Source organism: Micromonospora sp. CNB394 (assembly GCF_000374985.1).
In the GTDB taxonomy this organism is placed as follows: domain Bacteria; phylum Actinomycetota; class Actinomycetes; order Mycobacteriales; family Micromonosporaceae; genus Micromonospora; species Micromonospora marina.
This window is the reverse complement of sequence record NZ_KB895842.1, coordinates 101057-127735: the sequence shown is the minus strand read 5'-3', so window position 1 is coordinate 127735 and position 26679 is coordinate 101057. Positions and strand designations below refer to the sequence as shown.

Sequence of the window (26679 nt, the reverse complement as noted above, 5' to 3'; positions counted from 1 at the left end):
CGGCTCTGCCTCGGTTGGCGTCGTCCGTCCCCAGGTCGGCTCTGCCTCGGTTGGCGTCGTCCGTCCCCAGGTCGGCTCTGCCTCGGTTGGCGTCGCCCGTCCCCAGACCGGCTCCGATCCGGCCGTCGACGCCGAGCGGCCTGCGTCCGTCGACGCCGAGCGGCCCGCGTCCGAAGACGACGCCGGCCACTCGGCATCCGTCCCCGAACGGGTCCACGCGCTGTCCGGCACCGCCGACCGGGACCAGGTCGAGTCCGACTCCGCGGGCGGCGGCCAGGACGAACCCGACGCCGACCGGCGCCGCCGGCCCGCCGGGCGATCACCGGCCGAACCAGTCGGCCCTTCGCTGGTACCCGCCGACTCCGGCAGCCCGGACCAGGTCACCTGCGGGCGGCGCGTCGCCGCCCGGCGCGGACGGCTCCGGGGCGCCGCCCCCGACACCGGTTCGTCGTCCTCGTCCGCCCGCCGGTTGCCCACGTACCCCCGTTCCTGCGGGGCGTCCATCGTCCACTCGGCGGTGCGGTCCGACAACGGACCCGCACCGATCGCGCGCAGATCCCGTCGGCCACCGCCTGAGGACGGCGGGTACACCTCGTCGTCGTCGGGCGCGGCATGCCGCCCGCCGCCGTCCGCGCGACTCACCCCGGACTCCAGGGCCCAGCGGGGAAGGTACGTCTCCACCGGTTCGTCCTGGCCACGCTCGATCGCCCGCCGTCGGCTCGCCGTGCGGTAGCCCTCCGGCGCGTACGAGTCGACCCGGCGCGGCCCGACGGGCTCGTCCCAGGAACCGCTCGGCCGTCGCTCGCGCGGGCTGTCCTCCCCGCTTCCCCAGTCCCGGTGTCTCACGGCCGGAGCGTGACCTCTCTCAACCCGAAAGTAAACCCGCTGTCCCAGGTGTCGCCGTTTCGCAGCGATAGTACGGGACGACCGACGACAAAGCTCGGCCGGGAATCTTCCGTCCACAGGGTGGGGATAGTAAAAGCCCAGGTCGGAGGCGATAAGCCCACAATTACCCATCACTTTTCCACACCCCTGTGCACACCCTGCGCACATGCCTGCGCCCGGCGTCCACAGGTTGTCCCGAGGCTCGTCCACCGGCCTTGTTGAGCGGCTGACCTCGGGTTCCGTATCGTTGGCCCCCGACCGCCGGGCGATGACCCCCGATCGACCGGAGGGTCGGCGGAGAGTTGTCGTACCCCGGCGATACAGCTGGACTCGATCCGACGCAGCGAGGGGGGAACCCGTGTCGGTCACCGACGAGACGCGCGCGGAACGGACCGGGGGATCGCCCGAGCCGCCGCCGCGCGATGCGCCGTTCGAGAAGACACCACCCCAGGACGTCGCCGCCGAGCAGTGCGTGCTCGGCGGCATGCTGCTCTCCAAGGACGCCATCGCGGACGTCGTGGAGATCCTGAAGACCAACGACTTCTACCGCCCGGTCCACGCCACCATCTTCGACGCGATCCTGGACATCTACGGGCGCGGCGAGCCCGCCGACCCGATCACCGTGGCGGCCGCGCTAGCCGACTCCGGCGACCTCGCCCGGATCGGCGGTGCCCCCTACCTGCACACGCTGATCGCCAGCGTGCCCACCGCCGCGAACGCCGCCTACTACGCCCGTATCGTCGGCGAACGAGCAGTGCTCCGCCGGCTGGTCGAGGCCGGCACCCGGATCGTGCAGCTCGGCTACGGGACCGGCCCGAGCGGCAGCCGCGACGTCGACGACATCGTCGACCTCGCCCAGCAGGCCGTCTACGAGATCACCGAGAAGCGCGTCAGCGAGGACTTCGCCGTCCTGGCCGACATGCTCCAGCCGACGCTCGACGAGATCGAGGCGGTCGGCGCCCAGGGCGGGGTGATGACCGGTGTGCCGACCGGCTTCACCGACCTCGACCGCCTGCTCAACGGCCTGCACGCCGGCCAGCTCATCATCGTCGCCGGCCGGCCCGGTCTCGGTAAGGCGCTCGCACTCGACACCCCGCTGCCCACCCCGCAGGGCTGGACCACGATGGGTGAGGTGCGCGTCGGCGAGCAGCTCCTCGCCGCGGACGGCACCCCGACGACGATCACCGACGTCTTCGACGTGATGTACGACCGCCCCTGCTACGAGGTCGAGTTCTCCGACGGCTCGGTCATCGTGGCGGACGGCGAGCACCTGTGGAAGACCACGACCCGGGCCAGCCGCCGTCAAGCGGAGGCACGCCGGCGGTACCACTGGACCGAGCCGGCACCGGCGAAGGTACGGGCGGCCGAGGCGACCGCATCCGCCGGACCGCACCGCCCGGTCACTCTCACCGAAACCCTGGAACAGGTCGGCCCGGAATTCCGGAACGTGCCCCACACGGTGGCGCAGACGGTTGGTGCGAACGACCGGGTGGCCCGCCCGGTGACCCGGAAAGGCAAGACGCACAACTGGACGGTGCCGGGCTACCCGGTGAGCGCGTCGATCTCCGGCCTCCGCGCCCGAGCGGAACGGCAGGTAAACGCCGGCAGCCGCGCCGAGCACGACGGCATCGTCACGACGGCGCAGATCGCGGCCACACTGCGCACCGATACTGCCGACCGCCGTCTCAACCACGCCGTGCGGAACTGCGCACCGCTCCGGCTTCCGGAACGTGACCTGACCGTCCCGCCGTACACCCTCGGGGTGTGGCTCGGCGACGGGCACACCGGGGCCGGCCGCTTCACCACCGCGGACGCGGAGATGCTCGACCTGGTGGCCCGGGACGGCTTCCTGGTACGCCCGAGCGGGCCCATGGTCTACAGCGTGCATCTGCCCACACACGAGCGGAACGGCTCCTTCCTGGCCCTGCTCCGCCGGGTCGGGGTGGCCTACGACAAGCACATCCCGCAGGACTATCTACGCGCTTCCGAAGTCCAGCGCCGGGCGTTGCTCGCCGGTCTCATGGACACCGACGGCACGGTGGCGCCGACCGGGAACCTTCAGTACACGTCCACCTCGCGGCGCTTGATCGACGGCGTGCGGGAACTCGTCGTCAGCCTGGGCTACCGGTGCACCATGACCGAGCGCAGGGTGCGCGACCGTACCGAGGAAACGTCGATCGCGTACACGCTGAACTTCTCCACCCCGGACACGGTCTTCCGGCTGGAGCGGAAGCGGACCGCCCATGCGGCCCGGCGCCGGTCGTCCGCGGACGTCCGCTCCCACTCGCGGTTCGTCGTGGACGTCCGCCGGGTGCCGAGCGTTGCGGTGCGCTGCGTGACTGTCGACAATCCCGACCACCTGTATCTGGCGGGCCGCTCGATGATCCCGACGCACAACAGCACGGCGAGTATGGACTTCGCCCGTAATGCGGCGATCCGCGCCAACCAGGCGTCGGCGATCTTCTCGCTGGAAATGAGCAAGGTCGAGATCGTCATGCGACTCCTCTCGGCCGAGGCGCGCGTACCGCTGCACGTCCTCCGCAGCGGGCAGCTCTCCGACGACGACTGGACCAAGCTGGCCCGCTGCATGGGCGAGATCAGCGAGGCGCCGCTCTTCGTCGACGACACGCCGAGCATGAACCTGATGGAGATCCGGGCGAAGGCGCGGCGGCTCAAGCAGAAGCACGACCTGAAGCTGATCGTCGTCGACTATCTCCAGCTGATGACCTCGCCGAAGCGCACCGAGAGCCGGCAGCAGGAGGTCGCGGACCTGTCCCGTGGCCTGAAGCTGCTGGCCAAGGAGGTCGAATGCCCGGTGATCGCGGTGAGTCAGCTGAACCGTGGTCCCGAGCAGCGCACCGACAAGCGGCCGCAACTGTCCGACTTGCGGGAATCGGGCTGCTTGACGGCTGACACCAGACTCGTTCGGGCCGATGACAACTCGGAGATCACTCTCGGAGCACTCCTGGCCGGGAAGGTCACCGACATCCCGGTCTGGGCGCTTGACGAGGGCCTCCGCTACACCCCTCGAACGCTCACGCATGCCTTTCCCAGTGGGACGCGCGAGGTCTTCCGGATGACTCTCGCCTCCGGGAAGCAGGTGGAGGCGACTGCCAACCATCCGTTCCTTACGTTCCGTGGCTGGGTGCCGCTGGGGGAACTCGCGGTGGGAACCCGGCTCGCCGCGCCGCGTCACATTCCGCCGCCGCTGAACATCCAGCCGTGGGCCGAGCCGAAGGTGGTGATGCTGGCGCACCTCCTTGGAGGCGGTGCGTTCGTCCGCCGACAGCCGATCCGCTACGCCAGCTGCGACGAGGCCAACCTGGCGGCCGTGACGGACGCGGCCACGCACTTCGGGATCACCGCTGTGCGAGACGACTACCCGGCCGCCCGGGTAACGACGCTCCGCCTGCCCGCACCCTTCCGGCTCGCTGGCGGACGGCGGAACCCGATCGCCGAGTGGTTGGACGGGTTGGGGCTGTTCGGGCTGCGGTCCCACGAGAAGTTCGTACCACCGGCGGTGTTCGGCCTGCCCAAGGAGCAGATCACGCTCTTCCTGCGACACATCTGGGCGACGGACGGGTCCGTAACCGTCGACAAGTCCGGTCGGGGCGGACGGATTCACTTCTCCTCGACATCACCGCGGATGCTGGAGGACATTTCTCGCCTGCTGCTTCGCTACGGAATCTCCGCTCGGTTGCGACAGGTGCCGGTCGCCAGACACCGGCCGCAGTACACCCTGGACATTTCCGGTCGCGACGACCAGCTCCGCTTCCTCCAGGAGATCGGTGTGCACGGCGCACGGGCCAACGGCTGCGCGACGCTGCTTGTGACCCTCGAATCCGTCGTCAGCAACCCGAACGTGGACACGGTGCCCAAGGAGGTGTGGTCACGGGTTCGGGAGGTGCTGGCGGAGCGCAAGACGAGCCACCGGGAGTTCGCGGCTGCGGTCGGCACCCAGTTCTCCGGCAGCGCGATGTGGAAGCGTGCACCCAGCCGGTCCCGTCTCGCAAAGGTGGCCGCGGTGCTGGACTCCGCAGATCTTGACCTGCACGCGACGAACGACGTCTTCTGGGACGAGATAATTTCGATCGAGTCAATGGGCGAAAAGGACGTCTACGACGCCACGGTGCTCGGTACACACAACTTCATCGCCAACGGCATTGCCGCGCACAACTCGATCGAGCAAGATGCGGACGTAGTCATCCTTCTGCACCGCGACGACTACTACGACAAGGAGTCGCCGCGGGCGGGCGAGGCGGATTTCATCATCGCCAAGCACAGGAACGGGCCGACCGACACGGTGACGGTCGCGGCCCAGCTGCACCTGTCGCGCTTCGTGGACATGGCGATCGTCTGAGCGGCCTCAACCGAGCAGCGGGAACCATCCGGCTGCCTCGCCCAGTTCCAGCCGGTCCCGGTCGGTGAGCGGCACCCGCCGCCGGGGGTGAACGCGCGCCAGTAGCTGCGTCGTCCACGTCGGCCGGTCCGGGTGCGAGGCTGGCCGGGGGGACGAGCGCGCCGGGTCGATGCGGTGCACCGGCCCGGCGGGCGCGTCGTCGGCGGTCAGTCGAACAGTTCGCCGAGGAAGCCGTGCTTCTTCTTGCGCCGGTAGTGGCCGTGGTAGCCGTAGTGCTGCTGCTGGCTGTGGCCGTACGCGGGCTGCGCGTAGCCGTGGCCGGGCGGCGGCGGAGGGGGCGGGGGGACGGCGCCGTAGCCGGGCTGGTGCGGCGCGGCGGCGGGCGGCGGCGGGGGTGGCGGGTAGCCGGCACCGGCCGGCGCGGCCTGCTGCGGTGCGCCGCCGTGCTGCCGGTTCCAGTTGGCTTCGGCATCGAACAGCTTCTCGAGCTCACCGCGGTCGAGGAAGATGCCCCGGCACTCGCCACACTGGTCGATGACTACTCCGCTGCGCTCGTACTGGCGCATCTCTCCGCGGCACTTGGGACAGGTCATCTGCATGACAACGAAGGTACCGGGTGTTCTCACGCGGTGGCGGTCAGCGCCTGCGTGACCTCGTCGTCGGAAACCTCGTGGAAGTCCTCGTAGTACGCGCCGACGGCGGTGAAGTCGTGCGGGAGTTGGCAGCTCACGACCGTGTCGGCGTCGGCGGCGAGCATGTCGTACGCCTGCTCGGAGCCGATCGGGACGGCGACCAGGACGCGGGCGGCGCCGAGGTGGCGGGCGACCTGGACGGCGGCGCGGGCGGTGGCGCCGGTGGCGAGTCCGTCGTCGACGATGACGGCGGTGCGGCCGGTGAGGTCCAGTGGTGGCCGGCCGCCGCGGTAGCGCTGTTCGCGGCGTTCCAGTTCGGCCTGTTCGCGGCGGCGGACCTGGGCGCGGTCGTTCTCGCTGATCCGGCCGGCGACCATCTCGTTGAGGACCTGGACGCCGCCGGGGCCGAGTGCGCCGTACGCGACCTCGGGTGCCCAGGGCACGCCGAGCTTGCGGACGACGAGGACGTCCAGTGCCGCGCCGAGCCGGTCGGCGACCACCCGGGCGACGGGTACGCCGCCGCGGACCAGGCCGAGCACGATGACGTCGGGCCGGCCGGCGAGGTCGGTCAGTCGTTCGGCGAGTTCGCGTCCCGCCTCGGCCCGGTCGCGGTAGGTGGTCATCCCTCAGGTGTACGCCTTCCGGCCGGATCGCGCGGGGTGGTTGCCGGGAATGCCGCCGGGTCGTCCGATCGGGTGAGCGTCAGCGCGGGGGCGAGCACGAGCAGGGCGGCCGGGTAGAGCAGGTACCCGAAGCGGGTGGAGGGCATCAGCAGGATCGCGGCGAGCAGCCCGTACCCGCAGATGAGGGCCGTGGCGGCGGCGGTGCGGGGCGGGCGGCGCAGCAGCCGGACGGCGATGGCTCCTCCGGCGGCGACGAGCAGCGCGGCGGCGACGGTGCGGCCGGCCGGCAGTGTTTCGGCGACGAGGTGCCCGGGGAACGGTGACTGGGCGGGGCTGCTGACGAGGCCGTGGCCGAGCGGGAAGCGCAGCACGTTCTCGACGAGGGCGTCGCGGTCGACGAGGAGTACCGGGACCAGCGCGAGGACGGGGAGGCCGACGGCGCCGAGGGCGGTGCGGGCCGCGGACCGGCGGGTGGCGGCCCAGCAGATCAGCACGATGGCGACCGGCCAGGCGAAGAGTTTCAGGGCGCCGGCGGCGCCGACCGCGAGGCCGGCCCGGCCGGGTCGTCCGGCGGCGGCGAGCGCGAGGGCGAGGAGGCAGAGCGCGAGTACGGGGAGGTCGTCGCCGCCGGTGGCCAGGGTGAGCGCGCAGACGGGCAGGACGGTGGCGGCCTGGACGGCGCGCAGGACGGCGGCGTCGCGGCGGGGTGCGGCGGGGCCGCCGCTTGCACGCAGCGTAGCGATGAGGGCGACGAGGGTGAGGGCGGTGACCACGGCGAACCAGACGCGGGAGTCGGTCCACCAGGTGTCGACGGCGGCTCGGGGCAGCCCGAACAGCGCCATGCCGGGCTGGTAGGGGGTGTAGCCGAGGAGTTGCTCGCCGGGGGGCAGGGCGGCGATGGCGTCGGGTCCGAGGTAGGGGGTGCCGTGTTCGGCGAGGCGGGCGCCGGCGTGTTCGACCACGAGCACCTCCTCCTGGGCGCGGTCGGTGCGTCCGCCGGCGCGTTCGATGCTCTGCGTGATGATCGGCAGCAGCGCGGTGGCGGCCCAGGTGAGACCGGCGACGGTCCAGCGTGCGGGCAGGCCGGCCAGTGGTGTGCCGGGGGCGCGGCGGCGGGCGAGCAGTTGAGTGGTCGCGGCGAGTGTGGCGAGCGCGTACCCGATGGTGGCGACGGCGCCCCAGGCGCGGTGCGGCGGGAGCGTGGAGGTGGCGGCGGTGACCGCGGCGAAGACGGTGGCGGCGGCGTAGAGGCCCAGGTCGAGGGCGAGTCCGCCGGCGGCGGCATCGAGTGCCGACCAGCGGCGGGATACGGGGGTTGCCGGGTCGGCGTGGGCGGTCACGCGGGCCAGTGTGGCAGACCGGCGGTGTGCCCCGGCCGGGTCAGGGTTGCCGGGCGTCGGTGGCGGCGGGCGGCGACGGGCGGGTGCGGCCGGCGCGGCGGCCGGGGAGGCGGATGACGGCGCCGGCGTCGTGCAGCGCGGGTGCGAGCGCGCCGGTCCGGCCGCCGTGGCCGCGCTGGAGGGCGGCGAGGAGCGCGGCGGCGGGCAGCGGCCGGGCGAACAGGTGACCCTGCCCGGCGGCGCAGCCGAGTTCCCAGAGCGCGCGGCGTTGCGGTTCGCTCTCCACGCCTTCGGCGACCACTGTGAGGTCGAGGCTGCGGCCGAGGTCGAGGGTGGAGCGGATCACGGCGGCGGCTTCGGGCGCGGTCTCCATCGCGCCGACGAAGCTGCGGTCGATCTTCAACTCGTGTACGGGGATTCGGGAGAGCAGGGAGAGCGACGAGTATCCGGTGCCGAAGTCGTCGAGTGCCAGCCGGACGCCGGAGTCCCGCAGGCGGCTGAGGACGCGGTCGACCACGTCGAGTTGACTGAGCGTGAGTGTCTCGGTCAGTTCCAGCACGAGCCGGTCCGGCGGGAGGTCGTGGGCGCGCAGCCGGGCCAGCACCGCGCCGGGGAAGCGGGCGTCGAGCAGGCTGCGCGGGGACACGTTCACCGAGACCGGCAGGTCGAAGCCGGCGTCACGCCAGGCGCCGGCAGCGATGAGCGCCTGGTCGAGGATCGCCTCGGCGAACGCGGGGAGCAGCCCGGAGCGTTCCACCGCTTCGAGGAAGCGCAGCGGGTCGATGAGCCCGTGGGTGGGGTGGTGCCAGCGGGCCAGGGCCTCGGCGCCGATCACCTCGCCGCTGGCCAGGTCGACGATGGGCTGGAAGTTGACTGTGAACTCGTGGTCGGCGACGGCGCGGGGCAGTTCGCCGCCGAGGGTGAGCCGGCTCAGGTCGGCGGTGTCGCGGGCCGGCGCGTAGGTGGCGACCCGCTGGCCGGCGCGTTTGGCCTGGTACATGGCCACGTCGGCACGGCGCAGCAGTTCCGCCATGCCGCCGGTGGCGGGGGCGACGGCGATGCCGCCGCTGGCCTCCACGCTGATCCGCATGCCGTCGAGGTCGAGCGGGTCGTGCAGCGCCGCGAGCAGGGCCTCGGCGCGGTGGGCGGCGACGGCCGGTGCGGGCAGGCCGCGCAGGAGTACGGCGAACTCGTCGCCGCCGAGGCGGGCGACCAGGTCGTCGGGGCGGGCCGCGCCGCGCAGCCGTTCGGCGACCTGGATCAGCACCTGGTCGCCGGCGCCGTGCCCGAGGGTGTCGTTCACTTCCTTGAAGTGGTTGAGGTCGATCAGCACCAGGGCGGTGACGCCGTCGGCGTGCCGGGTGGTGAGCTGGGCGCTGCCCTCGTCGAGCAGGTGCCGCCGGTTGGACAGGCCGGTGAGGGCGTCGTGGGTGGCGGCGTAGGCGTGGTCCTCGGCGATGCGGGCGAGTTCGGCGTACGCCTGGGCGTTGCGGACCGCGGTGCAGAGGGCCGAGGCGAAGGTACGGAGGGTGTACTGCTCGCGCTCGGAGAGTTCGACCGGGCCGGCGAACCGCAGCCGCAGCACGCCGACGTCGTCGGTGCGGTCGTGGCCCTCCAGCGGGACCGGCATGACCTGACCGTCGACGGCGCTGGGCCGGGGGGCTGTTCCGTCGTACACGATGTCCGTGCCGTTGCCCCGGACGGTGCGTCCGCTGTCACGCAGCTCGATCTCGACCTCGTCGGCGGAGAAGAGTTCGCTGGCCCCAGTGACCGCGGTGGTGAGCACCTGGTCGAGGTCGACCACGTTCAGGGCGTCGGTGGCGCGGGCCAGGCGCTGCCACGCCTGCTGCTCGGTGCGGGTGCGGATCCGGCTGGAGTAGGCCAGGTGCAGGCTGAGCACCAGCGGTGGCACGGCGAGCAGCAATCGGGGGTCGACCCGCAGGATGAGTACGGTGCTGGCGGCCACCAGGAAACGCAGGCCGAATCCGGCGATCCGCAGGTCGAGGTCGTCGCGGAACTGCTGGAGGATCGGCGTGCGGGAGGCGAGCGCGATGACCGGGATCGCGAGGACGTCGTCAAGGACGGCGGCCACCAGGTAGACGAACCCCAGCAGCAGGACGATGCCGAGTGGCTCCCGGGGCGGCCAGGCGCTTCCCAGCAACAGGGTGGCGACAATGGCTCCGCCTGCCACCAGGGTGTGCTTCGCGATGGCGAATGCCACCTTGATGGGTGCCAGGCGGGTGACTGATCCGCACGCCACGCCGATCCCGGTGGCCAGGACGACCCACGAGGGTGGAGCGACGGCGAGGCCAATGACGATCGCGGTCTCGACCCAGGCGAAGTAGAAGGTGGTGGAGCGGATCCGTAGCCGGGTCTTGATGACGGTGGCCAGCGTCACCGTGACGACGAGTGCGGTGACGGTGACGAAGTCACGTGCGGAGTCGGGGGGTTGCGTACGGGCGGAGTAGATCGCGGTGAGGGCGACGATCGTCGCCCCCGCGACCAACGTGTAGACGATCCCGCGTAGGTGCGGATCGACAGCCGTTCGGCTGTCCGTGGTTCGGCTCAACCCGCGTCACCCGCCGCTCACCGTCGGTATGGGATGAGCGGCAGCCTACCGCTTCACCCGGGTCCGGGAAACTCATCCCCATTCGGTGCTGCGCATAGTGCTGCCCTCCTCGAATATCGCTCCGGGGCGAACTGGTCACGGACTGAAGCTGTTGCTTCGATCCGCTGCCGCGCATTGCCGCCGGCTGCCCCTATGTCTTCTCGGTGCGTTTCCGCGCCCTGCTGACTGAGGGCAGATTAGGGGATATTCGAGTAGGTCTGAAGGAATTAATGTCGGTATGCGCAATATAAGTAACTATTGCAGCTTAAATGACGTTCTGTCCATGGCCTGCTCGCAGAGCGAAGCCGGGCTGTCTCCTTTGAGTGCCCGTGCCGTCGCTGAATGCATCGAATAGCGCGAGATCGCTCAGTCCGTCAGTAGCGTCGCCTTGGCGGCGAAACATTACAACCGTGCTTCGGGCCACTTCGGCAGCCGTGTCGGACGAGGGCGACGACCTGCCGTCCGCCCAGCGTCTGAGCCGGGGCGACGCCTTTGTGACGAATCGATTACGCTGTCGCTCCGGTGGGCAGGTTGCCGACCGAGGCTGGAACAGCAGCGTGGAAATCCGGGTACTCGGGGGTCTGGCGGTACGGCTCGGCGCCGTGGACCTTCCGCTTGGAACCCCCAAGCAGCAGTTGGTGTTCGCGCTACTCGTCGTACGGGCCAACCAGTTGGTCACGCTGCACGACCTGGTGGACGAGCTGTGGCCGGACGCGCCCCCTCGGTCGGCTGTCGCAAACGTTCGCACGTACGCCGCCAATCTGCGGCGGAGCCTCGACTCGGGTGCGGGCGACATGCCGAGGATCGTCCGAGAACCGGGCGGTTACCGACTCCTCGTCGACGCAAGTATTATCGATCTTCATCGATTCAACTTCCGCTTGCGTCGTGCCCGGGATCTGATGCGCGATGGGGAGGCCGCGCTGGCGGTCCCCGTGCTCGTCGAGGTGGTCGACGCGGCGGCCCCACTACTCGCCGGCTTGGCGCTGGGGCCGGCGCTCGCCGTTCAGCGCGAGGCCGTCAGTGAGGAACGCCAGGCGGCGCTGGAACTGTTGACGGAGGCGTATCTCAGCCTCGGCCGCCCCGAATCGGCGGTGTCGCTACTGCGTGACCACGTCTCGCATCAGCCGCTGCGAGAGCGGGCGCAGTGTCTCCTGATGCGCGCGCTCATCCAGGCGGGCGACCCGGGAGGCGCCCTCGCCGTCTACCGCGCCACTCGCGAGGCGTTGTCCGATCAGCTCAGGGTGCCACCCAGCGCGGAGATGGAACGACTTCGTACGGTGGCCACCCAGGCGCGACGCCGGATTCCGGAATCGGCGCGCGAGGTCGAGGCGAACCGGATTGGTGCTCAAAAGCGCAATTGGTTGCCGCGAACGGTGATGGATTTCGTCGGCCGTGAGGAAATGGTCGATCGGTTGTTGTGCGAGGTGCGCGAGGCATCCGGGCAGGGGCCGACGGTCCGGGTGATCGACGGTATGGCGGGCTGCGGCAAGACGACTCTCGCACTGCACGTGGCCTCCCGGTCGGCCGAGCGCTTTTCCGACGGGCAACTCTTCGTCGACCTGCAGGGACACAGCGAGCGGACACGGATGCGTCCGGCGATGGCACTGGAAACGTTGCTTCGCCAACTGGGTGTGCCGGCCGGCCGGATACCGATGGAACTACCCGACCGGCAGGAGATGTGGCGGCGCGAGCTGGCCAGTCGTTCCGTGCTTGTGGTGCTCGACAATGCCGCCGACAGCCGGCAGGTCGAACCGCTGCTGCCCGTCTCCGGATCGGCCGCGGTGCTCGTCACCAGCAGGCGGCGTCTGCTGGCGCTCACCGAGCGACCGCCGGTGTCTCTTGCCGTACTCTCCGAGGCCGAGGCGCTCAAGCTGCTCGCCACCCTCATCGGGAGCGGGCGGGTGGAGGCCGAAGCGAAGGCCGCACGCCAACTTCTCGGCATCTGCGGCTACCTGCCTCTCGCTGTCGGATTGGCCGGCACCCGGCTGGCGCACCGGCCCGACTGGCGGATCTCCGACCTCGTTGACAGATTGAGCCACCGCTCGATGTTCCTCCCCGGCCTACGTGCTGAGGCGCGCAGCGTGATGGAGGCGTTCGCCGAATCGTACGAGCCGCTCGACGAGGCGTGCAGGAAAGGTTTCCGATCATTCGGCCTGGTGGCCGGAAGCCACCTCGACACCGCGATGGTGGCAGCCCTCATCGATCTCCCTCTGCGGGACGCGGCCGACGTCCTCGACGAACTGGTGGACCGTCACCTCGTGCAGGAGACCTCGGCCGGCCGCTATCGCCTGCACGACCTGATGAGGCGTTACGCCGCCGAGCTGGCCCGTCAGGAGGGCGAGTCGACGGCCAGGCGATCGGCCGTCCAGCATTTGCTGGATCATGTGTTGCACTCGGTGGTGCGGGCGTCGGCGTCGATCGAGGACGGCCGCGTACTTTCGCAGCACTTACGGCTCGCGGAACCGCGTCGACCGGATCTGCTCGCGGGACGCGTCGACCGCGACCTGGATTGGCTGGAGGAACAGCGGCCGAACCTGGACGCGTTCATCCGTCAGGCGGCTGACGAGGGTCATGAATCGATGGCATGGCGGCTGGCTCGCGCCAGTTGGCGGTTCTTCTACATTCGTGGCCACTTTGACGACATACTGGCCACGAACGGGGTGGGCCTCGTCGCGGCGCAGCGGTGCGGGGACCGGCACGCCGTGGCCCTCATGCACAACTATCTCGCCTCGGCGTGCGTACGCACCGGCGTCTACCAGGACGCCTCGGCACACCTGCACGAGGTCGTGTCGATCCTCACCGGGCTCGGTGACGAATCGGGCGCGCAGCGGGCGCGGTTCAACCTCGGCGCCGTGCACTGGCTGACCGGACGGCTCCACCAGTCGCTCGAAGCCAACCGCATGACGCTGCGCAGCTGTGCGCTGGACACCCTTCCGGTCCTGCCCAACCTCGGCCTCACGTTGCGCTACCTCGGTCGTCACGACGAGTCGATGGCGGTTCATCGGCTGCACCTCTTCGCGGCCCGGATCAAGCAGGATCCGTTCCACATGGCGAACGCACTGGGGCATCTCGGTGGCCTCAGATACCGCCTGGGACAGAACGCGGCGGCGGAGCGGCTGCTCCGAGCCGCGCTCGCGCTCCGGGATCGCACCGGCAACGGCTTCGGCCGTGCCGAGACGCTCAGCGACCTCGCCGGCACCTACCGGCAGCTCGGCCGCTACGACGACGCGCTGCGGCAGCATGAGGCCGCCATCGAGGCTGCCGCCGCGTCCGGCGAGCGGGACGTCCAGGCTCGGGCACGCAACGAGTTGGCCGTCACCCTGGGAGCCACGCGGCGAGCCGACGAAGCGGTGGCCGTCTTCGAGGAGGCACTCGCCATCGCCACCCGGATCGGCCATCCGTACGAGCAGGCCCGCGCCCTCGACGGCCTGGCCGGACACCTGGCGAAGAAGGAGCCGGCGCAGGCACGACGCTACCGGCAGCGCGCTTTGGCGATCTTCGAGCGGATGGGTGCGCCCGAGCGCCACGACCTGCGCCGACAGCTCGCCGAGACGCCTGCCTGAACCGGCTTATCGATTTCTTATCGCGGCGTTCGTTAGCGTCCCAGACATCGGCCACGGGGAGGGTTCACCGCCGGAGCGGACCCGGCCGAACGAGGCCCCCACCGTCAGTTCCCCCCAGCGAATCGGCGGTGGGTAGGTGAGGGAGGGGCGTCGTGTACACGCACCCGACACGACGCTCCTCCCCGCCGCCGGCCGGGGCGCTCGCGGCGTCGTACCCGGCGGATAGGGTCGGGCCGTGACCGAACCCGCGCAGCTCACCCACGTCGACCCGGCCGGTGCGGCCCGGATGGTCGACGTCTCCGCCAAGCCGGTCTCGGGCCGGCTCGCGGTCGCCGCCGGCCGTCTCCGCACCACCGCCGAGGTGGTGGAGTTGCTACGCCGCGACGGCCTGCCCAAGGGCGACGCGCTCGCCGTCGCCCGGATCGCCGGCATCATGGGCGCGAAGCGCACGCCCGACCTGATCCCGCTCTGCCACCCGATCGCACTGCACGGCGTCACAGTCGATCTCGACCTCACCGCCGACACGGTGGAGATCACCGCCACCGCGAGGACCGCCGACCGCACGGGCGTGGAGATGGAGGCTCTGACCGCGGTGGCGGTGGCCGGCCTCGCCCTGGTCGACATGGTGAAGGCGGTCGACCCGGCCGCGTCGGTGGACGCCGTACGGGTGCTCCGCAAGGAGGGCGGCAAGACCGGCGAGTGGGTCCGGCCGGAGGGTCGGCCGTGATCCGGGCCCGGGTGATCGTGGCGTCCAACCGGGCCGCCGCCGGGGTGTACGAGGACACCAGCGGCCCGCTGCTCGTGACCGGGCTGCGCGAGCTGGGGTGTGAGGTCGACGCTCCGGTGGTGGTGCCCGACGGCGAGCCGGTCGGCGACGCCCTGCGTGCGGCCCGTGCCGACGGCGTCGACGTGGTGCTGACCAGCGGTGGCACCGGCATCACACCGACCGATCGCACGCCCGACGTGACGCGCGCGCTGCTCGACTACGAGATCCCCGGCATCGCCGAGGCGATCCGCGCGCACAGCCGCGACGCCGTGCCGACGGCGGCGTTGTCCCGTGGGCTGGCCGGGGTGACCGGCCGGACGCTCGTGGTCAACCTGCCCGGCTCGCGCGGCGGTGCCCGGGACGGTCTGGCGGTGCTCGGGCCGATCCTGCGGCACGCCGTCGACCAGCTTCGCGGTGGCGACCACTGAACCCGCGAGGCACGCTCCCCGGCGTTAGGCTCGCCGGATGAGCACGGAAACCGGAACCGCCGCAGCCGAGGCGGCCACGCCACCCCCGGCCGGGTGGGAGGAGGCCCGCTCCCGGGTGTACGCGGTGGGTCTGTCCGCCGCGCTCCCCGCGGTCGCCCGTCCGCTGGCCGAGGCCGACGGGCACACCCTCGCCGAGCCGCTGACCACGCGTACCGACCTGCCGGCGTTCCCCACCTCCAGCGTGGACGGCTGGGCGGTGCGGGGCCCGGGGCCGTGGCGGGTGGCCGGGCGGGTGCTCGCCGGGCAGACCGCGCCTGCGCTGGAAGCCGACGGCAGCACCGTGGAGATCGCTACCGGCGCGATGGTTCCCGAGGGGACGACGGCGATCCTGCGGATCGAGGAGTCGGCGCGTACGGCGGACGGCCTGGTGTCCGGCTCGCCCCGCCCGGCGCCGGAGTGGCGGGAGCCGGGCGAGGAGGCGTCCCTCGGGGAGGAACTGCTGCCCGCGGGCACGCCGGTGGACCCGGCGGTGATCGGCCTGGCGGCCTCCTGCGGGCACGACACGCTGCGGGTCCGCCGTCCACCCCGGGCCGCGCTGCTGGTCTTCGGCGACGAGCTGCTCACCTCCGGTCCGCCCGGCGCCGGGCGGGTCCGTGACGCGCTCGGTCCGTCGGTGCCGGCCTGGCTGCGCCGCTACGGCTGCCAGGTGCGCGCCGCCGACGTGGTCGGCCCGGTCGCCGACACGCTGCCCGCGCACGTGGCGGCGTTGCGGGGTGCGCTCGCCAACGTCGATCTGGTCTGCACGACCGGCGGCACCATGCACGGCCCGGTCGACCACCTGCACCCGACGCTGGAGGCGCTCGGCGCCGACTACGTGGTGAACACCGTGGCGGTGCGCCCGGGTTTCCCGATGCTGCTCGCCCGGCTGGTGGACGGCGACGGGCGGGTGCGGTTCGTGGCCGGTCTGCCCGGCAACCCGCAGTCAGCGGTGGTGGCGCTCGTGTCGCTCGTCGCGCCCCTGCTCGCCGGTCTCACCGGCCGGCAGATGCCGGTGCTGCCGCACGTGACACTGGCCGAGCCGATTCCCGGGCGCGGCGACTACACCCATCTGGCGCTGGCCCGCTGGGACCGGGTGGCCGGCACCGCGTACCCGGTGCGGCACGTCGGCTCGGCGATGCTGCGCGGGCTGGCCGGCGCGGACGGGTTCGCGGTGATCCGGCCCGGCACGAGCGGCGCGGCCGGTGACCGGGTGCCGCTCGTGCCGTTGCCACTGACCGCCGGGGAGCGCTCGGGGTGAGCGCGACGAACGAGCCGACGGGAGACGTCGTGACACTGGGATCAGGTGTGATGCTCGGCGCGGTGTCCGACCGGGCGCTCGACCTGGCCGCGCACGAGGCGGCGGTCGCCGATCGCCGGGCCGGCGCGGTGGTGTCCTTCCAGGGCGTGGTCCGCGACCACGACCACGGGCGGGGGGTCACCCGGCTGGAGTACGAGGGCCACCCCACCGCCGAGGCGGTGCTGCGCGAGGTGGCGGCCGAGGTCGCGGCCGACCCGCAGGTGTACGCGGTGGCGGTGTCGCACCGGATCGGCCCGCTGGAGATCGGGGACGTGGCCCTGGTGGCGGCCGTCAGCACGGCGCACCGGGCGGCCGCGTTCGCCGCCTGCGCACGGCTGGTCGACGAGGTGAAGGCGCGGCTGCCGATCTGGAAGCGCCAGGTCTTCGACGACGGCACCGAGGAGTGGGTGAACTGCCCCTGAGTGCTCAGCGCCGGGCGGTGGGCGCGGCGGTGCGGATCAGCCGGTCGTGGTAGAACGCCGGTTCGGCACCGGGACGCCACGGAAGCGCCGCGACGAGCACGATCAGCGCGATGGCCAGGGAGTTCTCCATCAGGGCGCCGAACAGGCCGTCCTGGTAGTGGGACACCTCGGGAAGCTGGTGCTCGTACGGCCAGATCGGTGAGATCACGAACAGCAGGTAGAGCCCGAGCGCACCGACGCCGTGGCGGAGGCCGGTCAGCGTCGGATACCAGATCGGCGGGCGCAGTGCCGGCACCCCGTTGGCCGAGGGGCCGCCGGTGGCGCGCGGCGGCAGGCCGCGGCTGGCTTCGCGTCGGCGTACCGCGGCGTCGGCCAGCACGATGATCGCCGGGATGACCCAGATCAGGTGGTGCGACCAGGAGATCGGGCTGATCACGTTGGCGGTGAGCCCGACCAGCGTGAACGCGGTCAGCTCGTCGCCGTCGGCGCGGGCGCTCATCGCCCGGGACAGGCCCAGCGCCAGGATCAGCACCGAGAACGCCAGCCAGAGCAGGCCGGGCGTCTCGATCGAGTCGTACAGCCGCGCCAGCAGACCGGCGAGGGACTGGTTGGCGGTCATGTCCGCCGCGCCGACCCGCTCGGTCTGCCAGAGCACACCGGCGAAGTACGCGCGGGACTCCTCACCGAGCACGCCGAACGTCGCGATGGTCACGCCGATCGTGGTGCCCACAGCGGTGAGCGCGGCCCGCCACTGCCGGGTGAGCATCAGGTAGGCGACGAACAGCGCCGGGGTGAGCTTGACCGCTGTGGCGAGCCCGATACCCACGCCGGCCCAGGCGCCGCTGTAGAGGAACCGGGCCAGCGGCGAATCCGCCGTCTCGTAGTGGGTGCCCCGCCTGGCTCGCCAGCGCAGCCCCACCATGTCCGCCATGACCAGCGCGAAGAGCAGCAGGTTGACCTGCCCGTAGCCGACCGTCTCCCGGGACGGCTCGACGGCCACGGCGAGCGGGGTGGCGATGCCGACGGTGAACCAGAGCGGCCAGCCGAGCCGGTCCACGATGGGGCGTAGCAGCGCGGCGAGGACGACAGCGAGCGCGCCGATGCTGGCGAGCGCGTTCACGGAACCGGCGCCGCCCAGCGGCAGCCAGGACATCGGCAGCATGACCAGGGCGGCGAACGGCGGGTAGGTGAAGCCCAGCGTGGTCGACGGCGCGACGAAGTCGTACAGCTCGTTGCCGCCCGCCCACCACAGCACCGCGCCGTGGTAGATCTTCATGTCGAAGAAGTTGTACGGCCGTCCGAAGGCGCCGATGGCGAGCCACGCGGCGTACGACACGGCGGCGACGACGCCGAGACGTACCACGATCCGGCGGTCGACGCGGGAGGTCGGGGCGAGGCGGTTGGTCCGTCTACCGACTGTCGTCGGCATGGCGTGGCCACCCCCGTACCAAGATCGTCGTACCCGTCCAGGTCCAGAACGGAGCCTAGAACGGTGCCTCACGTTGTTGCCTCCCGCGTTACGCGACCGTGTCCGATCCCACACGTGTTTGCGACATTTCCGCCGCGTCAACGGGTCTCGGACGGTTCAGGTGATTGGTGGCCTTGCGGGGGGTGGTGGCCGTACGAAATGCCTGGTCAGCCGGGCATGCGTCGGGCTGTCGCCGCCGAGCGTACGGCGATCTTCGCCTCGCGGCGGGCGGTGCGGACCGCGCGCTTGACCGACCGGCGCGAGTGGTCGATCCGGTGGCCGGCGCGCCAGCGCAGGCCCGGCTTGCCCTCGGTGTCGGCGGCGGCGAGGAGGAGGCCACCGAGCAGGCCGAGGTTCTTCAGGAAGTGGATCTGGTTGTTGTTGCGGGCGGCCGGGTCGTCGTTGGTCCAGAAGGCGTGGCCGGCGGCGGTGGTCGGGACCAGCGTCCCCGCGAGCACCAGCGCGGCCGGACGGGTGAACCGGCCGGTGGCGAGCATCAGGCCGCCGACCAGCTGGGTGGCGGCGTTGGCCCGGATGAGTGAGACCGTGTCGGTGGGGATCCGGGGGTGCACGTTCTGGATCATCGGGGCGAGCTTCCCGGTGACCGGTTCCGCGGCCTGCACCAGGCGTTCCGGGTTGCGCAGGTTGCGGGCGCCGCTGACCACGAAGATGCCGCTCAACATGACTCGGGCGAGGGAGCGCACGGGCTTCATGGCTCAGTCTTACCCCGTCGGGGGCCTCGTCATCCCCGCAACACACGAAAGGTATCGGCCGACGTGGACGTCCGAACGGTATCGATTTCAGCGACCGTCGCGGATGGACCGGTCGCGTTCGGTAAGGTCGCGCGGGTGACGACGCTGCGACTGCGCCCGGAGGGCCCGGCCGACGAGGCGCCGGTGGCCCGGGTGCTGGCCGCCGCCTTCGCCCGGCCCGACGTGGCGACCCCGCCCGAGGTCGGCCTGGTCGAGGAGCTGCGGCACAGCCCGGCGTGGATCCCGGAGCTGGCCATGGTCGCCGAGTACGGCGGCGAGGTGGTGGCGTACGCGCTGCTCACGCGCGTCGGCGTCCGCTCCGAACGCGGCACCTGGCCGGCGTTGGCGCTGGGTCCGGTTGCGGTGGCGCGGCACCGGCAGCGGCTGGGGCACGGTACGGCGGCGGTGCAGGCGGCGCTGGAGGCCGCGACCGAGCTGGGCGAACGCCTGGTGGTGGTGCTGGGCGATCCGGCCTACTACCGCCGGTTCGGGTTCGGCCCGGCGGACCGGCTGGGCCTGACCAGTCCATGGTCGGGGCTGGGGGAGCCGTGGCAGGCGCTGGTGCTGCCGGCGTCGGCGAGCGGAGAGCCGCCACCGCCGGCCGGCGAGGTGGTCTTCCCGCCGCCGTGGTCGCGGGTCTGAGCCTGCGACCACGGCCGACGCTGCCGGAGCCGTCAGGCGGGCTGGGTGCGCAGGTAGCGGCCGAAGTGCGGCACTGTGAACGCCACGGTGCCCCGCTCGCCGGAGTAGATCAGCCCTTTCTTGATCAGCGTGTCCCGGGCCGGGGAGAGGCTGGCCGGCTTGCGGCCGAGCGCGCGGGCGATCTCGGCGGTCGGCACCGCCGCGTCCATGTCGTCCCGGCCGCCCTCCTCGCCGTCCACCAGCGCCAGCGTGGCCATCGCGCGCATGTATTCGCGTTCGGCGGGTGTGGCCCGCTCGAACCGGGAGCCGAAGAAACCCACAGCCAGTTCGGCCTCCGCCTCGGGCGCGGCGACCCGGACATCCGCCGCGGTGATCGGCGAGCGGGGTGCGTGGTCCCAGGTGGCCTTCCCGTACGCCTGGACGAAGTAGGGATAGCCGCCGGAGGACTCGTAGAGCAGGTCGAGAGCCTTCTGCTCGTACTCGACCTCCTCCCGCTCGGCCGGCGCGCAGAGCGCCTGGTCGGCGGCGATCCGGTCGAGCCGGTCGATGCGCTGGTAGCGGTAGAGCCGCTCGGAGTAGGACTTGGCCGCGCTGAGCACGGCTGGCAGGTGCGGCAGGCCCGCGCCCACGACGATGAGCGGCGCGCCGAGCTGGGACAGCTCGTGGCAGGCGGCGCAGAGTGCGGAGACGTCCTCGGCGCCGACGTCCTGCATCTCGTCGATGAAGATCGCGATGCCGGTGCCGACGTCGGTGGCGACCCCCGCCGCGTCGCTGAGCAGCTCGACCAGGTCGATCTCGATGTCACCGGAGTCGGCGCGGCCGCTGCTCGCCGGTACGTCGATGCCGGGTTGCCAGCGGTCGCGCAGCTTGGGTGCCGCGCCGCCGCGCCCGGTCGGTACGGACCGTTGCGCGAACGCCTTGAGGACGCCGAGGAACGCGTCGATCCGGTCCGGGGCGCGGTGCCGGGGCGCCAGTTCGCGGACCGCCATGTGCAGCGCGGCCGCGATCGGCCGGCGCAGTGACTGGTCCGGCCGGGCCTCGATCTTGCCGGTGCCCCAGAGGTGGTTGATCGCCTCGGAGCGCAGCGTGTTGAGCAGGACCGTCTTGCCCACTCCGCGCAGGCCGGTGAGCATCAGGCTGCGTTCGGGGCGGCCGCGGGCGATCCGTTCCAGCACCACGTCGAAGACGTCCAGTTCCCGCCCCCGCCCGGCGAGTTCGGGCGGGCGCTGGCCGGCGCCCGGTGCGTACGGGTTGCGGACCGGATCCACGAATCGCACAGTATCGGGTTCTCTAGCGGCCAGGCTAGATGCGCGTAGAGGCGGCTACTGCGTGTCGGCCTCGACCAAAAACTAGGGCTGTCTAGCGTGAATGCTAGACAGCCCTAGTCTTGGCTACCGGCGTCTCCGGAGCGTCAGCGGCGCTTCAGGCACAGCACGAAGTCGAGCGTGTCCAGCTCGCTGTCGAAGAAGTACCAGTCGGTGTAACCGGCCACCTTCCCGCACTTCGCCTCCGCGTCCTTCTTGCCGCTCGTCGCGCCGTCGATGCGGCTCAGCACCTCGTACGTCTTCGGGGCGCAGTCGGCGATCACCAGCTTCGGCTGGCCGCCGCCACCCTCGTTGGCGACGCACTGACCCGCCTTGACGAAGCGCGGATCGGTGGAGGACGCCGGAGCCGCCGTCGTGGGCGTCGTGTCGGCCGGCTCGCTCGGCGGCGCCTCGCTCGGATCCGCGGCCGGCGGGGTGACAGCGGTCGTCCCGCCGGTCGGCGTCTGCTCGTCCCGGCCCAGCATCCAGTACGCCCCGGCGCCGCCCAGCAGCAGCACCGCCAGCACGATCACGACCACCAGCAGCGGGCCCTTCCCGCGTTTCAGCGGCGCCGGTTCGGCGTACGGCTGCTGACCAGCGCCGTACGGCGACCCGGCGTACGGGCCGTCGAAGTGGCCCTGCTGCGGCGGCCCGGGGGACCAGGCCGGTCCCGGCTCGAAGCGCTGCGTCGGCGGCCCGTACTGATCGGCCGGCGGGCCGTAGCGGTCGGCGGGCCCGTACTGCTGGCCGGGCGGGCCGTACCGGTCGTCGGGCCCGTACTGCTGGGCCGGCGGGCCGTACTGCTGGGTCGGCGGGCCGTACTGCGGGTCGGAGTGCGGGGCGTAACGCGGGTCGCCCTGCGAGGTGAAGCGAGGATCGGGCTGCGGGGCGTAGCCGTCGTCGGGCCGTCCCCAGGGCTCGGGAGAGCCGCCGCCCGGTGGACCGAAGTTCGACATGAACGCCTCCTGCGTACGCCAGTGCTGAGAGGCCGGCCACCACCTAAGGACGCCGACGCCGTGGTCACCGTAGCGCGGTCCCACGATGAGCTCACGCCCCGAGAGTGCGACGAACGTTGTCGATTCCGCGACGCCGCCGACCCGCACCGCGCTGATCTGGACCGCCCTCGTGCTGGTCTACCTGCTGTGGGGCTCGACCTACCTCGGCATCCGGGTCGCTGTCGAGTCGCTGCCGCCACTCGTCTCCGCGGCGATGCGATTCGCCGCCGCCGCGGTCGTGCTCGCCGTGGTGCTGCGCCTGCGGCGCGGACCCGGCGCGTTGCGGGTGCCCGTGCGCCGTGTCGGCTCCGCCGCGCTCGTCGGCGTGCTGCTGCCGGCCGGCGGCAACGGTCTGGTGGTGCTCGCCGAGTCCGGCCCGGCCGGGACCGCCGTACCCTCCGGCGTGGCGGCGCTGCTCGTCGCCACAGTGCCGCTGCTCGTGGTCCTGCTGCGGACGGCGGGCGGGGACCGGCCCCGACCGTCGACGTTCCTCGGGGTGGCGCTCGGCGCGTTGTTCGTCGCGGAACCGATCACCGCGCAGGTGCTGATGGGCGGCGCGGTCATCGTGGTCGGCGTGGCGTTGGTGGTGAGCACCGAGCGACCCCGGCGGTCCCCGCCACCAGCCGTCGACGGGACGGCGGGGGAACCGGCCCGGCGGTAGCGTCCCGCCCGTGTCGGCGCTGCTGGTGACGGGAATCGCGCTGCTGGGTGCGGCGGCCGGGTGGGCCGCGGTCCCGGTCGGCCGGTCCGTTGTCACCGGTCCCGCCGGCGGCGTCCCCTGCCGATACACGTTCGCCCTGGTCGGCGTCGTGGTGTTCGGCGGGCTCGCCGCCGCCCGGCCCGCCGATCCGGCGCTGCCCGCACTGCTGCTGGTCGCCGCCGCCGGGCTGGTCCTCGTGGTCACCGACGTGACAGCGCTGCGGCTGCCCGACCCGCTCGTCGGCCTGGTCGCGCTCGGCGGCGGCCTCGGCCCGGCCGCTGCCACGGCGGCGACCGGCGAGCCGCGCCGCCTGGCCGTCGCGGCGGCCGGTGCCGCGCTCTCCTTCACCGGGTACGCGCTGCTGGCGCTGCTGCCCCGCGCCCGGCTCGGCTTCGGCGACGTGAAGCTCGCCGCCGCGCTCGGGCTGCCGCTGGGCTGGCTCGGCTGGCCGGCGTTGCGGCTCGGGCTGCTCCTGCCGCACGTGCTCGCCGGGGTGGCGGTGCTCGTCCTGCTCGCCGCCGGCCGGGTACGCCGGGACACACCGGTGCCGTTCGGCCCGGCGCTGCTCGGCGGCGCGTGGCTCGCCGCCGTCCTCACCTGAGAAGTGCCGTCAGATCAACCGGAGCTGGTGGTCCTTCGGACGGCGGGGTTCGGTCGCGTCCAGGCGCTCGAACAGCGCCGGGTCGATCACGTCGAGGAACGGTGTCGGGCGGGTGTCGCGTTCCGCCCCGTGCCGGGCGCGGCGGCCCGCGTGGCTGACGTACAGCCGGTCCTGCGCCCGGGTCAGCCCGACGAAGAACAGCCGCCGCTCCTCGGCCACCGCGTCGTCGTCCGGCTCGGAGCCGGGCCACCGCAGCGGCAACAGGCCGTCCTCGGCGCCCACCAGGAACACCACCGGGAACTCCAGCCCCTTCGCGGCGTGCAGCGTGAGCAGCGTGACCGCCTCGGCGCGCGGGTCGAGCGCGTCCACCTCCGCGCCGGTGGCGAGCTGGTTGAGGAACAGGGCGAGGTCGTCGCCGCAGCGCCGGGCCAGCGGCGTGAGCAGGTCCACCGCCGTGCGGACGTCCTCGGGGCGTACCGCGCCGGTGCCGTCGAGCGTGGGCACGGCGAAGCGCTCGGCCAGGATCTGGCCGGCCTGGCGTACCCGGGCGGCGAGCGAACCGTCGAGACCGGCGTGGCGCAGCTCGCGGGCGATGGCCGGCACGCCGGGCCGGTCGTGCAGCCGGTCGTGCGAGCGCTTCTGCACCGGGATGTTCGCCCGGGCCAGCGCGTCCACGATCGGCGCGGCCTGCGCGTCGGTGCGGTACAGCACCGCGATGTCGGAGAAGGACAGCGAGGTGGCCCGCCCGTCGATCCGGCCCGAGTCGAGCGAGCGGTGGGACAGCCCGCCGACCAGCTCGTCCACGGTACGGACTACGAAGTCGGCCTCGTCGGCCACCGAACTCGCCGCGTACCGGCCGACCAGCGGCGCCTCCGGGTCGAGCCGGGCCGGGTCGAGGCGCCGACCGCGCACCAGCGACGACGGCGCGATTGCCTGCACGGCGGCGGCCAGGATCGGCGCCGAGGAGCGGTAGTTGCGGTTCAGCCGGACCAGCCGCGCGTCGGCGAAGTCCTGCGAGAACCGCAGGAAGTAGCCCACGTCGGCGCCCCGGAACGAGTAGATCGCCTGGTCCGGGTCGCCGATCGCGCACAGGTTCCCGTCCGGCGGGCTGAGCAGCCGCAGCAGCTCGTACTGCACCGCGTCGACGTCCTGGTACTCGTCGACGAAGATCCACCTCCATCGCTCGCGGTACTCGCGCACCAGCTTCCGGTCACCCCTGAGCAGCGCCACCGGAAGCGTCAGCAGCTCGTCCAGGTCGACCAGGTCCCGCTTGCGCAGCAACGCCGCGTACCGCTCGTCGTCCTCGCCCGCCTCGGCGCGCGCGGCCGCACGGTCGGCGTCGTCGGCGATCCGGAAGTCCGCCGGCAGCCCGACCGCCGCCGCGTTCTCCCGCAGCACGGTCAGGCCGAGCGCGTGGAACGTGCCCACGGTGACGTCCTCGGCGACCGGGCCGAGCAGCCCGTCCAGCCGGTGCCGCAGCTCCTCGGCCGCCCGCCGGGTGAACGTGATCGCCAGGCACTGATCGGGGAAGACGTTCAGCTCCGCGCAGAGGTACGCGATCCGGTGCGTGAGCGTCCGCGTCTTGCCGGTACCCGGACCGGCCACGATCAGCAGCGGACCACCGGGCGCCGACGCGGCCACCCGCTGCATCGCGTCCAGCCGGTCGAGCAGACCGGTACCGACCTCCTCCATCCCGGCGAGCATCGGCTCGAACGGCTCGTGCGGAGACGGCGGCGGCGCGATCGGGGGCGCGGACGGCGGCGTGCGCTTCGGCTCCGGCCGGGCCGCCGCCGGGCGCTTGGCCTTCGGCTTCGGCGCCGACTCCGCCGGTCGCCGCGGCGCGGGCACCGGTACGTCGAACAGGGTCTCCTGCCCGGCCCGGGCACCCGCTGCGCCCAGTTCCGCCGGGTCGAACAGCGTGATCACGCCGTACTCCCCGTCGAAGCCCGGCACCCGACGCACGTCGCCGCGGCGCAGCCGGCCGATGCCCTCCGCGAGCAGTTCACCGCCGACCCGGCTGATCTCGGAGATCGGGGTACGCGTGAGGATCTCCAACTCCGGGCCGAGCGCGGCGATCAGCTCGTTGAGCTTGCCCTCGACCTTCTTCGACCGCGCGCCGACCCGGTTCAGCTCGCCCAGGATCTCGGCCAGCGGCACCAGGTGGGTCACCTCGCGCGCGTGCGCCGGCCGGTGCCCCGCCGGGCGGTCCGCCAGCTCCTCGACCCGGCTGAGCACACCCACCGTCAGCGGCTTGCCGCACTCCGGGCAGCGTCCGCCCGCCTCGCGGGTCCGCTCCGGCGACCAGTTCACGCCGCACAGCCGGTGCCCGTCGGCGTGGTACTTGCCCTCCTCCGGGAAGAACTCGACGGTGCCCGCCAGCCCGTCGCCGGTACGCAACGCCTCACGGATGGCGAAGTAGTCGCGGGCCGCGGTGAGAACCGTGGCCTCCCGGGCCAGCGCGGGCGGCGAGTGGGCGTCCGAGTTCGACACCAGCTGGTAGCGGTCCAGGCTGCCGACCCGCCAGTTCATCTCCGGGTCGGACGACAGACCGGTCTCCACGGCGAAGATGTGCTCGGCCAGGTCCGCGTAGCAGTCGGCGATCGCGTCGAAGCCGGACTTCGAGCCGAGCGCGGAGAACCAGGGCGTCCAGATGTGCGCGGGCACCAGATAGCCGTCCGGGCTCGCCTCCAGCGTGATCTCCAGCAGGTCGCGGGAGTCCAGCCCGAGGATCGGTCGGCCGTCCGAGCCGAGGTTGCCGATCCGGCCCAGCGCGGTGTTGAACCGGGCCACCGCGTCCAGGTCCGGCAGGTAGATCAGGTGGTGCACCTTACGCGTGCGGTCGTCGCGCTTGTAGATCGTGGAGATCTCCACGCTCAGCATGAACCGGACCGGGTCCGCCTCCGCCGCACCGGCCAGCCGGGGCGGCAGCCGCCGTGCCACGTCCCGCTCCGCGTCGGGCGACAGCCGGTACAGGCCCGGCTCGGCCGGGTGCAGCGTCTCGCGCAGGTGGTCGTACCAGGCGGGATGGGTGAAGTCGCCGGTGCCGAGCACGCCGACGCCCTTGCGCCGGGCCCACCAGGCCAGGTTCGGCAGGGTCAGGTCGCGGCTGCACGCGCGGGAGTACTTCGAGTGGATGTGCAGATCCGCGACGTACGGCGGGAGGCCACCGGGGGGTGCGGCGCTGAACGGAGGCACGCCGCATCCTGTCACGTCCGGTCCCCCGCCCGCCCGTCGCCACGCGTACGGGTGACCTG

18 protein-coding genes are annotated in these 26679 nt (G+C 72.4%); 9 read left to right on the top strand and 9 right to left on the bottom strand.

All coding sequences use genetic code 11. From position 1 onward, the window contains the following. The first annotated feature begins 1051 nt into the window (after positions 1-1051). Complete coding sequence (locus tag C569_RS0119765; protein ID WP_369753786.1) at positions 1052-5245, top strand: replicative DNA helicase; 4194 nt, start codon at positions 1052-1054, stop codon at positions 5243-5245. A 206-nt stretch (positions 5246-5451) separates the two neighbouring features. Here the strand turns inward: C569_RS0119765 and C569_RS0119755 are convergent, their stop codons facing one another. From C569_RS0119755 to C569_RS0119740, 4 genes are read right to left on the bottom strand one after another with little or no spacing between them, the layout of a single operon-like run. After that, entirely contained in the window at positions 5452-5844 is a 393-nt protein-coding gene (locus C569_RS0119755) for a zf-TFIIB domain-containing protein (protein WP_026268397.1), read from the bottom strand. A 23-nt stretch (positions 5845-5867) separates the two neighbouring features. Next, a complete protein-coding gene (locus C569_RS0119750) occupies positions 5868-6500 on the bottom strand; it encodes a phosphoribosyltransferase (protein ID WP_018787501.1) in 633 nt (210 codons plus the stop codon). After that, entirely contained in the window at positions 6497-7840 is a 1344-nt protein-coding gene (locus C569_RS0119745; RefSeq protein WP_018787500.1) for a glycosyltransferase 87 family protein, read from the bottom strand. The genes C569_RS0119750 and C569_RS0119745 overlap by 4 nt, the downstream gene beginning before the upstream one ends. Positions 7841-7880: 40 nt before the next feature. Next, the gene (locus C569_RS0119740; protein WP_018787499.1) at positions 7881-10346 is read right to left on the bottom strand and encodes a bifunctional diguanylate cyclase/phosphodiesterase; all 2466 of its coding nucleotides are present in this window, start codon (positions 10344-10346) and stop codon (positions 7881-7883) included. A gap of 536 nt (positions 10347-10882) precedes the next feature. Here C569_RS0119740 and C569_RS0119735 point away from each other — a divergent pair. The 5 genes from C569_RS0119735 (at position 10883) to C569_RS0119715 (ending at position 16963) form a co-directional block, all read left to right on the top strand. Further along, the gene (locus C569_RS0119735) at positions 10883-14011 is read left to right on the top strand and encodes a tetratricopeptide repeat protein (protein WP_231394838.1); all 3129 of its coding nucleotides are present in this window, start codon (positions 10883-10885) and stop codon (positions 14009-14011) included. 235 nt (positions 14012-14246) lie between these two features. After that, positions 14247-14738: a cyclic pyranopterin monophosphate synthase MoaC gene (gene moaC, locus C569_RS0119730; RefSeq protein WP_018787497.1), complete on the top strand. Its 492-nt coding sequence runs from the start codon at positions 14247-14249 to the stop codon at positions 14736-14738. Beyond that, positions 14735-15205, top strand: coding sequence for a molybdenum cofactor biosynthesis protein B (locus tag C569_RS0119725; RefSeq protein ID WP_026268395.1), 471 nt, complete (start codon positions 14735-14737; stop codon positions 15203-15205). The genes moaC and C569_RS0119725 overlap by 4 nt, the downstream gene beginning before the upstream one ends. Positions 15206-15242: 37 nt before the next feature. Then, positions 15243-16502: a molybdopterin molybdotransferase MoeA gene (locus C569_RS0119720; protein WP_026268394.1), complete on the top strand. Its 1260-nt coding sequence runs from the start codon at positions 15243-15245 to the stop codon at positions 16500-16502. A gap of 50 nt (positions 16503-16552) precedes the next feature. After that, the gene (locus C569_RS0119715) at positions 16553-16963 is read left to right on the top strand and encodes a molybdenum cofactor biosynthesis protein MoaE (protein WP_018787494.1); all 411 of its coding nucleotides are present in this window, start codon (positions 16553-16555) and stop codon (positions 16961-16963) included. 4 nt (positions 16964-16967) lie between these two features. Here C569_RS0119715 and C569_RS0119710 read toward each other — a convergent pair whose 3' ends face one another. Together C569_RS0119710 and C569_RS0119705 are read right to left on the bottom strand one after the other, a co-directional pair. After that, positions 16968-18392 carry a glycosyltransferase 87 family protein gene (locus C569_RS0119710; protein WP_018787493.1) on the bottom strand — a complete coding sequence of 475 codons (1425 nt, stop codon included), beginning with the start codon at positions 18390-18392 and terminating at the stop codon, positions 16968-16970. 206 nt (positions 18393-18598) lie between these two features. After that, positions 18599-19144 (bottom strand): DoxX family protein, encoded by a 546-nt coding sequence (locus C569_RS0119705; protein ID WP_018787492.1) that lies wholly within the window; start codon positions 19142-19144, stop codon positions 18599-18601. A gap of 135 nt (positions 19145-19279) precedes the next feature. Between C569_RS0119705 and C569_RS0119700 the strand changes: the two genes are divergently transcribed. Continuing rightward, positions 19280-19825, top strand: coding sequence for a GNAT family N-acetyltransferase (locus C569_RS0119700; RefSeq protein ID WP_018787491.1), 546 nt, complete (start codon positions 19280-19282; stop codon positions 19823-19825). A gap of 32 nt (positions 19826-19857) precedes the next feature. On the opposite strand, the gene C569_RS0119695 is transcribed toward C569_RS0119700, so the two are convergent. Both C569_RS0119695 and C569_RS35075 read right to left on the bottom strand, forming a co-directional pair. Then, a complete protein-coding gene (locus tag C569_RS0119695) occupies positions 19858-21093 on the bottom strand; it encodes an ATP-binding protein (protein WP_018787490.1) in 1236 nt (411 codons plus the stop codon). 143 nt (positions 21094-21236) lie between these two features. Further along, complete coding sequence (locus C569_RS35075) at positions 21237-22085, bottom strand: hypothetical protein (protein ID WP_018787489.1); 849 nt, start codon at positions 22083-22085, stop codon at positions 21237-21239. 85 nt (positions 22086-22170) lie between these two features. Between C569_RS35075 and C569_RS0119685 the strand changes: the two genes are divergently transcribed. Both C569_RS0119685 and C569_RS0119680 read left to right on the top strand, forming a co-directional pair. Next, a complete protein-coding gene (locus C569_RS0119685; protein ID WP_018787488.1) occupies positions 22171-22785 on the top strand; it encodes an EamA family transporter in 615 nt (204 codons plus the stop codon). A 10-nt stretch (positions 22786-22795) separates the two neighbouring features. Beyond that, positions 22796-23425 (top strand): A24 family peptidase, encoded by a 630-nt coding sequence (locus C569_RS0119680; protein ID WP_018787487.1) that lies wholly within the window; start codon positions 22796-22798, stop codon positions 23423-23425. Between the two features lie 9 nt (positions 23426-23434). Here C569_RS0119680 and C569_RS0119675 read toward each other — a convergent pair whose 3' ends face one another. Then, entirely contained in the window at positions 23435-26620 is a 3186-nt protein-coding gene (locus C569_RS0119675; RefSeq protein ID WP_018787486.1) for a UvrD-helicase domain-containing protein, read from the bottom strand. Positions 26621-26679 lie beyond the last annotated feature (59 nt).

Coding starts and splice junctions, on each gene's coding strand:
- C569_RS0119765 (WP_369753786.1), top strand. CDS start 1,052: ATGCCTGCGCCCGGCGTCCACAGGTTGTCCCGAGGCTCGTCCACCGGC.
- C569_RS0119705 (WP_018787492.1), bottom strand. CDS start 19,144: ATGAAGCCCGTGCGCTCCCTCGCCCGAGTCATGTTGAGCGGCATCTTC.
- C569_RS35075 (WP_018787489.1), bottom strand. CDS start 22,085: ATGTCGAACTTCGGTCCACCGGGCGGCGGCTCTCCCGAGCCCTGGGGA.
- C569_RS0119750 (WP_018787501.1), bottom strand. CDS start 6,500: ATGACCACCTACCGCGACCGGGCCGAGGCGGGACGCGAACTCGCCGAA.
- C569_RS0119755 (WP_026268397.1), bottom strand. CDS start 5,844: ATGCAGATGACCTGTCCCAAGTGCCGCGGAGAGATGCGCCAGTACGAG.
- C569_RS0119685 (WP_018787488.1), top strand. CDS start 22,171: ATGAGCTCACGCCCCGAGAGTGCGACGAACGTTGTCGATTCCGCGACG.
- C569_RS0119720 (WP_026268394.1), top strand. CDS start 15,243: ATGAGCACGGAAACCGGAACCGCCGCAGCCGAGGCGGCCACGCCACCC.
- C569_RS0119710 (WP_018787493.1), bottom strand. CDS start 18,392: ATGCCGACGACAGTCGGTAGACGGACCAACCGCCTCGCCCCGACCTCC.
- C569_RS0119715 (WP_018787494.1), top strand. CDS start 16,553: ATGCTCGGCGCGGTGTCCGACCGGGCGCTCGACCTGGCCGCGCACGAG.